Origin of the sequence: Bacillus sp. SG-1 (assembly GCF_000181495.1) — a bacterium.
GTDB lineage: Bacteria > Bacillota > Bacilli > Bacillales > Bacillaceae_B > Rossellomorea.
Genome location: NZ_ABCF01000034.1, coordinates 22659 through 29003, shown reverse-complemented (window position 1 = coordinate 29003; position 6345 = coordinate 22659). Strand labels below are relative to the sequence as shown.

At 41.9% G+C, this 6345-nt stretch carries 7 protein-coding genes; all 7 read right to left on the bottom strand.

Annotated elements, in window-relative coordinates; translation table 11 throughout:
- Positions 1–40 precede the first annotated feature (40 nt).
- The gene (locus tag BSG1_RS13125; protein ID WP_006837555.1) at positions 41–1054 is read right to left on the bottom strand and encodes a YecA family protein; all 1014 of its coding nucleotides are present in this window, start codon (positions 1052–1054) and stop codon (positions 41–43) included.
- A gap of 249 nt (positions 1055–1303) precedes the next feature.
- Positions 1304–2137: a DUF1028 domain-containing protein gene (locus tag BSG1_RS13120; RefSeq protein WP_006837553.1), complete on the bottom strand. Its 834-nt coding sequence runs from the start codon at positions 2135–2137 to the stop codon at positions 1304–1306.
- 121 nt (positions 2138–2258) lie between these two features.
- The gene (hpf, locus tag BSG1_RS13115; RefSeq protein WP_006837552.1) at positions 2259–2828 is read right to left on the bottom strand and encodes a ribosome hibernation-promoting factor, HPF/YfiA family; all 570 of its coding nucleotides are present in this window, start codon (positions 2826–2828) and stop codon (positions 2259–2261) included.
- 294 nt (positions 2829–3122) lie between these two features.
- Positions 3123–3473, bottom strand: a complete 351-nt coding sequence (locus BSG1_RS13110) for a flagellar protein FliT (protein WP_006837551.1) — start codon at positions 3471–3473, stop codon at positions 3123–3125.
- The gene (fliS, locus tag BSG1_RS13105; protein WP_006837550.1) at positions 3473–3877 is read right to left on the bottom strand and encodes a flagellar export chaperone FliS; all 405 of its coding nucleotides are present in this window, start codon (positions 3875–3877) and stop codon (positions 3473–3475) included. The genes BSG1_RS13110 and fliS overlap by 1 nt, the downstream gene beginning before the upstream one ends.
- 36 nt (positions 3878–3913) lie before the next feature.
- Positions 3914–5962: a flagellar filament capping protein FliD gene (gene fliD, locus BSG1_RS13100; RefSeq protein ID WP_006837549.1), complete on the bottom strand. Its 2049-nt coding sequence runs from the start codon at positions 5960–5962 to the stop codon at positions 3914–3916.
- 14 nt (positions 5963–5976) lie between these two features.
- Positions 5977–6342, bottom strand: coding sequence for a flagellar protein FlaG (flaG, locus tag BSG1_RS13095; protein ID WP_006837548.1), 366 nt, complete (start codon positions 6340–6342; stop codon positions 5977–5979).
- Positions 6343–6345: the final 3 nt, after the last annotated feature.

Below are 6345 nucleotides of genomic sequence, written 5' to 3'. Positions count from 1 at the left end.
TGCGTGTCGTGTAAACGGCCGCAGCAGCCAATATATCTTTTCATTTCCTTTGATCTTCTTGAGATACTGTTGGCGGAAACGCCGAATGCTTCTGCAAGATCTTTTGCAGATAGTCAGTTTTCAACTCTGTATCTCCTTTGATCACTTCAATGATTGAGGCCGAATAGATCTGCGGATTGCGGATTTTCGGTGACTCGCTCTCAAAGTATTGTGACAGCAGCTTGGCCGCTTTTTCAATACTTGCCGCAGCTTCTCCTTGTTCAGTCAGGAAGCTCTTCATCGAATCGATCGCCTCTGTGTAGGCTGGATTGTCTGAACTCTCCTCTGCTTCTGGGGCAGCCTCTTCTTCTGCCTTCTGACCTTGACCCGTATAAAGGTAGAAGCAATGATCAGCAAGGTATAGATAGTCGGACATCAGGTACTCTTCCACTCCATCTTTATCTGCCGCTTTCATTTTTTCAATCATAGCATCCTTACAGACTTCAGCAAGGCCAGGGTATACGAAATACTGAGCAAACGGCAGGTAATTCTCTCCGTTTTGAAGAAGGATTCCGATAAAGAAGCAGCCTGCCACGATCTCAGGATTGGCTCCTTTTACGTTAAAGACTTCTCCCTCGACTGTATCTTCAATCACAAGTTCCGTCCCTTGCGCCGACTTCACAACCCCTGCAACAATCCTCGGCTGTTTCCACTTCTCCAGACTTTCTAATGTCTGTGGTCTTGTCACTGCCTTGCTCTGTTTGTCAATGAAGCGTTCTGCCAGTGTCAGCCCGTCTTCCAGCTTTTTCGTAACACCGTACCAGCTCAGGAACGCCATTTCATAGATTTCCTGATCCTTGTTCATCATCTTCATTTCGGAATAGTAGCGATGATAATCACTTTCGAGTTCTTCACTGTTATGTACCGCGATAAAATCATACACTTGAGCCTGAAGGATCTCCAGCTCGCCCAGCACTAAATCTTCAATATTAACAGCGGAATTGTTTCCGCAGCACTTCTTATACTTCTTACCGCTGCCGCACTCACACGGCTCGTTCCGGCCAATCGTTTTCATAATCGTACCTCCTGATGTTGCTCTCGCTCAAAATAAAGCTCACAAACTACTATTATAATCTACTTAGCGTAAACATTAAACTGTTTAGGGAAAAGTTGCTTCTTGTAAAAGTTGCTAATCCATGAAGCATAATTACAGTTCAGGAGAGTTCAAAGGGGAATATAATGAGAGAAAGCCAGTTTTTGAATATCAGCAGGTAGACGCAAAAAAACCAAACGGATAACGCCCTGGACGTTATCCGCTTTTCTATTACTTATCCTGTTTTTTCATAAACTCCAAGACATCCAGATCAATACTTCCTTCATGCTCCCTCATTTCGAAGTTCTCGGTATGAAGGTAATCCCGTAACGCCTGGCTCACCGTCTTGTCCACCTTCATGTAACCATGGCGCTCCAATTCCGCCTTCAATTCTTCATGGACAAATCCATCCACCGGTACGACTCTGTCCGGCTTGGAAGCGGCAAAATAAAGCTGATGAAGATTGAAAATACGAATGAGCTCTTTGATAGGATCCGGATGATCATCTACTCTCAGGTCAATCAGACGATCATTAAATCCACCGTAACCGCCTTTTTCCTTCACAACATAAATGGCTGCCGACTGCTTTCCACGAGAATCTCCTCCCGCTTCCTGCCCGGCATCCAGTGCTTTTAGAAGCCGTTCTGCAAGAGTGCCCTCCGTTGAAGTGAAAGTCTCTCCCATTGCTTCAACCGTACGATGGTCAACGAGAATGTTCCCCTGTGCTGCAAAATGTTCTCCGGTCATACCGCCTGCCCAGTCATAGCAGCCTTCTCCTGTAAATGTGGCTGCGTTGCCTTGTGCATCAATCAGGCCTACCTGACGCAAATGGCGTTCCGGATCGTCCTTCGTAATGATTTCTAACGCTTCCTCAGCTGTCTTTCCTTCTTCCATCAATTGCAAAGCCTGCGGTCCATATGCAGTATTGGCATAGGACTGTGTCGCCACGGCTCCCGCTCCAGCACGTGCAAACGGAACGACTGCACCTACTCCGATGAACTTGGACTGTACTGCAATGCCCCACTCTTTTTCTTTTGGATCAAATCCGACTATACTGAATGTCATGTTGTATTCCTCCCGAGAAAGTTATCTTCCCTTAAAGTTATTCGTCGTCCGAAACAAAACTCCTCTAATTTTTCTATGTAAAAACACCCTGCAGATCACTGCAGGATGCATATTACTCTATTTACGTCGTTTCGATTAAACCGTATTTTCCGTCTCGGCGTTTATATACGATGTTCGTTGCATTTGTTTCGGCATCAGTGAAGATGAAGAAGCTGTGGCCGAGAAGGTTCATTTGAAGAATCGCTTCCTCGCTGTCCATCGGCTTCAGATTGAACTGCTTTGTTCTTACCACTTCATCATTTTCTTCAGTCTCGCGCGCTTTTTCATTGAGCTGGCTTGTTGTCAACCCTTCCTGAGCGGCGAAGAATTCTTTCGGGCTGCCCTTTTCACGCATCTTGCGGTTTACTTTTGTTTTATGTTTACGAATCTGCCGTTCTAATTTATCTACAATCAGGTCGATGGCAGCGTACATATCTTCATGGCGCTCCTCTGCGCGTAATACTAGATGCGGCATCGGGATTGTCACTTCGACCTTCGTTTTCTTATCAGGGTACACCTTCAAATTAACATGTACATCGGCATCAGGAGTTTCATTGAAGTAACGATTCAACTTTCCAATCTTATTCTCCACATGGTCGCGAATCGCTGGAGTTACCTCAATGTTCTCGCCTCGAATGTTGTAGTTCAACATGTAAACTCCTCCTTTAGATAAAGCTATGTTTATATATTTCTCTATTCCCTTCAATATTCCTTCTTAATCTTTCTAAAAATTTTGACGAATTTTTTCGTAACTTGTAAATTATAAATAAAAAGAGGCTAAATAGTGTTTTGAGGCGGTTGGGTTATAGACAAAGAGCTAGCTTCTTCTTTCCTTGGATTCAATAATTTAGATACAATATGCTCTTATACTCAAAGAAAAAAAGACGCGAATGAACGCGTCTTTGAATAAGCCTCTATAATATTCAGGTTGGATACAAACTATAATTTAGTTCTTTTTATCATAAAAATAACCATCAGTCTGAAAATTTTCATATGGATTAGAGTATTTCTGGGCTTTGTGTTTCTTATTGGTAATGCTGTTCATATCCCTTTTGATAAGTGCCTTGATCAATTTCATCTTTTGATCAATTTCTGTGTTCAGTCTGATGATTTGCTTTCCCATCTGCTCTTCATCATGTGTGAAAGGGGGAGTGATTCCCGGAAGTAACGGCTCCCTCTCAGCTAAAAGAGAGGCCGCCTTTTCGATTAACGCTTCACGCTCCTCATCCTCAACAGGTTGATGAAGCATACTATGAAGCTGTTTCGTCAACCTGTAGCACTCTTCAACCACATTCATTAAACCTGGCCAGCCTTGCCTTCAAACTTCTGCTGGCGATCCAGCTGTATAACCTGTTTCCATGTATCACGAAAATCAACGATGAGGGCTTCTGCCTCATTTAGAGCATTCAAATCATTTTTAATATTAGCCTCTACCAAGCGACGATGGATGAATTCATACAAACTCATAATATTCTTGGATACTTCTACATCCATATTCAAAGTCACCATCAGTTCACTGACAATGTTTTGTGCTTTTTGGATATTAAGGTTTTTCTGCTCGATGTTCTTCTCTTCGATGCCCCTTTTAGCCAGCTGGATGAATTTCAAACAACCGTTATAGAGCATTAACGTTAGTTCACCTGGCGAAGCAGTGTTTACCGTGTTGTTTTGATACGTCTTGTATGGATTTTTTACTGCCATATAGGACCCTCCCTTACATGTATTGCCGTTTAATTATTACATACCGCTGAATTGCTGCATGAGATACATCGACTGCTGGTTGGATTGCTGAATGGCCTTTTCCATTGCTGTGAACTGTCTCCAATAGCGATCCTCAACCTGTTTCATTCGTTCTTCAAAGCGGGTGATTTCACTGTCGACATTTTTCAATTCTCTTCCCAAAGTAAACTGTTGAAGCGTTGAAAAAGCTCCGCCTGCTTTCTCCTTCAATTTATCAATTGTCCCATTGACTGAGTCATAAAGACGGTGAACAATGCCCTTTTGAGAGTCGGAAGCTGCGCCACTTCCCCCTCTAAATAGATTTTCGACAGAGTCCGGGTCTTCTTCAATTGCTTTTTTCAGCTCAGCTTCATTAATCTCTAACTTCCCGCCTTCAAGGTAGTTGCTGGTAGTCGTAATCCCGATACTGGATAGCTGCTTGAATAGCGGGCTGACATTCGCATTATCTACTGGCTGATAAAAATCTGATCTCATCTCACTCAGTAAACCTGACAGTGTAGAATCTCTTCTCAGCAAGCCGCTTTTGGCTTTTTCTTCCCACTGTTCCTGCTGCTTTTCACTAAGCTGTTCTTTTTGGTCATCTGTCAAAGGACTATAGGAACGGTAAAATTCTTCGCCCGTTTTGTCTTTGATTTTTCCTATAAGTTCATTATATTTTTCAACAAAGCCCTTAATATTTTCAAAGACATCTTCTGTGTTGTTGCTTACTGTTGTACTGACACCATTAGCTGAACTGAATGTCTGTTTAATAGAAAATGTTACTCCATTCATTTCAAAGGTATTTGAATTTCTTTCTGTTTGAAGGCCGTTCACCTCAAATTTCACATTCGTTCCGCCAGTTTCAGCAGAAGAGCCGAATCTTAGAAGATTATTCACAAAATTTCCAGATGTATTAATTTCATTGCCGCTTGTATTAAAGTTTCCTGTTTCTGTACGGGTCATTGTAGCCCGGTCAGAGAAAGAATCATAGAACATCGTGACGCCTGCATCCGATTGATTGACTTTGCTGATGACTCCATTGAGCGTCTCATTTCCGGCAATGAGGAAATTCACGTTTTTCTCCCCATCTTTAGTAAAGGTCTGGAGTGAAAAATCAGCGTAATTCTGACTATACGTTACCGATATGGTTTTATTGGATTGTTCAGCAGAGAAAGTAATCTTGCCCGTTTCTTTATTAATAGTACCGATAGAGTTATTCCCCGCATCAACCAATTGGGTATTTCCTTCAGCATCAGTTGTTCCAAAGGAATAGTCGGTACCGTCCACCGTCAATGTCAAAGAGCTTATAGAACCTTTCGCTAATTGAAAATCTTTGACGGGATTAGTCGTATCTATCGTTTCTGTTTTATCAGTGGTTAAGTATTCTACGGATACAGAACTATCCTTTTTTACTGTGCTCCCAAAAGTAAGGCTCCCGGTATTATCTACCAACACTTGATTACTCCCAAGTCCTTCAGCAGGCATCGCTGTAACAACCTCAAATGACTTTCCACTTACCTTTACACTCATCTTATCCAAATCTTTTAATGTACTTGTACCAATGTCAAAATTTAGAGTCGTACCATCTTCAGTTGCTTTCACTGTTTGCTTTTCTATGATACCTTCGGACCAAGTAAAACCTGCACCATTGGCCAGCTTTGATGTCTGGTTGAACAATCCTGCTTTCGGGTCAAGCTTATTGTTAGGATCACTCGATAACGTTTCCGAAGGACCAGTACCGCTCACTTTAGTTGCAGCAGTTGCAAGCTGTGTAACATTGTTGATTGTATAAGAAGCTTGCGAAGCACCACTTGATGCTGTTGCAGTGACTTTACTTTCATCAGTGGATGTCGTTTGGCGGGCACGATATTTTGTCGTTAACTTGAATTGGGTCAATTCCGACCGGAAGTCCAAGAGCAAAGTATTCATTGCCCGATAGTCATCCCGCTTCCATTCTATCGTCTGTTTCTTTTGTTTTAATTTATCTAAAGGCATCCGCTCAGCCTTCATTAAATCTGCTACCAATGAATCAGTATCCATCCCACTGGCAAGTCCGCCAACTCTCATTTTCTTTCACTTCCTTAAATCTTTTTATCTACCATAAGGCCAACGAATTCCGTCATGGCAGCATACATATCCAAAACCTTTTTGGCCGGTATTTCTTTTACAATTTCTTCTGATTTATTATCTACTATTGTTACATAGTATTCCTGCAATTCATCATGAAACTCAAATTTGATATGAGTATTCGATGCAGCTAAAAACTCATTCATCCCTTTAACGACTTGTTGAACATCTTCTTTTGTGACAGGCTCTTGGTGTTGTTCTTTTTGATGTTCAATGGTTGGTATTTGGTTAATTTTCTCGGGGATTAGTTCATTTTTATCTTTGGTATTAGTAAATGATTGGGAGTGTGTTATTCCTCCACCTGCCACTTTTTCAATCATTTT